Source organism: Acidovorax sp. LjRoot204 (genome assembly GCF_056175785.1).
Genome location: NZ_JBGFFF010000340.1, coordinates 1 through 1,380, shown reverse-complemented (window position 1 = coordinate 1,380; position 1,380 = coordinate 1). Strand labels below are relative to the sequence as shown.

The window sequence follows — 1,380 nt, the reverse complement described above, 5'->3', positions numbered from 1 at the left end:
ACGCCCAGGTTGCCGACGGATGCGTTCTTTCTGTGCAAGTGACCCGAGACGGGTGGTCGCGCATCGACTTTGCGCACCTGCAGGTTGTCGGTGTGGTTGAAGTGCTTGCTCAGTGCTAGCTGCGGCGAATGATGAGCAAGACCGAGATCTTCAAGGCCATTGAGCCGTCCGAACCACCTGCGGCGTAGCGCCGAGGAGTTTCACAAAGCACGCTTCCCGGCAGAAGTCGGTTGTTAGCGCTCTGGGCCAGACTGAACAGGCATTGGGCGTCGATACCGCGTACAGCCAAGGGCGTCTTCCGCCGCGGATGGTCTATTTCGCAGGCGAGAAAGAGGTGGGCGCCAAGAACGAGTTGTCCATTTTCGCAACAATCGGTCCGGCTGCCTCGCTCGCCTTTCGGACCTCGACCCATTCGGGATCAACGACAAACTTGCCCCACTTGACCTCACGATCGGCCAGGCTCTCCCAGACGAGCATGTATGTCAGCGCGTTGCTGTCAGGTCCGACTGCAGTCGTCCAATATCCGAATTGACGAATGCCCAGCCGGTTCCAGATGCCCACGGTGTGATCGCGAAATCTGGCAAGAACGTCGGGTAGCCGGCCAGGCATTGCGGTATAGACACGTAGTTCGTAGATCATCGACATCAGTCCTGAAAGATTGTTGCGAGTTGCCGCGGTGGCGGGCGTGACTGCCAGGCTCGCATTTTGCTGCCAGAGGTCCATCCACCGTCAAAGGAGATGACCTGCCATACGGAAACCTCGGCTCCCATGATCATGTGAGAGGGCTCGCAAACCCTTGTATTGCAAATTGTGTACGGCATCAGACTTCGGCCTCCATCAACAACGAGGAGAAGCGATGACGAAGATTGCGATATTGATCGCGGCACTCTGCCTGAGCTGCGGTGCACTCGCGCACTCGGGAGGCACCGACAAGAACGGTTGCCATCACGACCGTAGAACTGGCGGCTACCACTGCCACTGACGCGAAGGCACAAAATGAAATCGATCATCGTCCTCGCAGCCATTCTTGCTGTCAGCTCAACCGCTTTCGCGCGGGGCGGCGGCCACAGCTCCGGCGGCCACAGTTCATATTCGTCAAGCTACGGATCCAGTGGCAGCCATTCGACCAGTGGCTACACAAAGAGCAATGGAACGTATGTGGCGCCAAGCCACGCCACGAACCCGAACGGAACGAAGGCGGACAACTGGTCCACCAGAGGCAACGTCAACCCCTACACGGGCAAGCCCGGTACGAAGCCTCAAGACTGAAGGGCCGGTGCGCCCTCCCTGGCTTCCAGGTGATGGCGCTGGCCACGCAAGCGGTCTTCGAGTTCGCCACCCTCGTGGCGGACGAGCCCTTCTACAAGGTGACTTGCCACT

General features: G+C 59.1%; 3 protein-coding genes. 2 read left to right on the top strand and 1 reads right to left on the bottom strand.

Features of this window, described 5'->3' with window-relative positions; genetic code table 11:
• Nucleotides 1-312 precede the first annotated feature (312 nt).
• Nucleotides 313-723 carry an NIPSNAP family protein gene (locus tag AC04MI_RS25185; RefSeq protein ID WP_418147759.1) on the bottom strand — a complete coding sequence of 137 codons (411 nt, stop codon included), beginning with the start codon at nt 721-723 and terminating at the stop codon, nt 313-315.
• A gap of 133 nt (nt 724-856) precedes the next feature.
• Between AC04MI_RS25185 and AC04MI_RS25180 the strand changes: the two genes are divergently transcribed.
• Both AC04MI_RS25180 and AC04MI_RS25175 read left to right on the top strand, forming a co-directional pair.
• A complete protein-coding gene (locus AC04MI_RS25180) occupies nt 857-982 on the top strand; it encodes a YHYH domain-containing protein (RefSeq protein WP_418147757.1) in 126 nt (41 codons plus the stop codon).
• A 14-nt stretch (nt 983-996) separates the two neighbouring features.
• Nucleotides 997-1,269 (top strand): hypothetical protein, encoded by a 273-nt coding sequence (locus tag AC04MI_RS25175; protein ID WP_418147755.1) that lies wholly within the window; start codon nt 997-999, stop codon nt 1,267-1,269.
• Nucleotides 1,270-1,380 lie beyond the last annotated feature (111 nt).

Excerpts from the sequence above, each read along its gene's own strand:
- AC04MI_RS25185 (WP_418147759.1), bottom strand. The coding sequence starts at position 723 with ATGGACCTCTGGCAGCAAAATGCGAGCCTGGCAGTCACGCCCGCCACC.
- AC04MI_RS25180 (WP_418147757.1), top strand. The coding sequence starts at position 857 with ATGACGAAGATTGCGATATTGATCGCGGCACTCTGCCTGAGCTGCGGT.
- AC04MI_RS25175 (WP_418147755.1), top strand. The coding sequence starts at position 997 with ATGAAATCGATCATCGTCCTCGCAGCCATTCTTGCTGTCAGCTCAACC.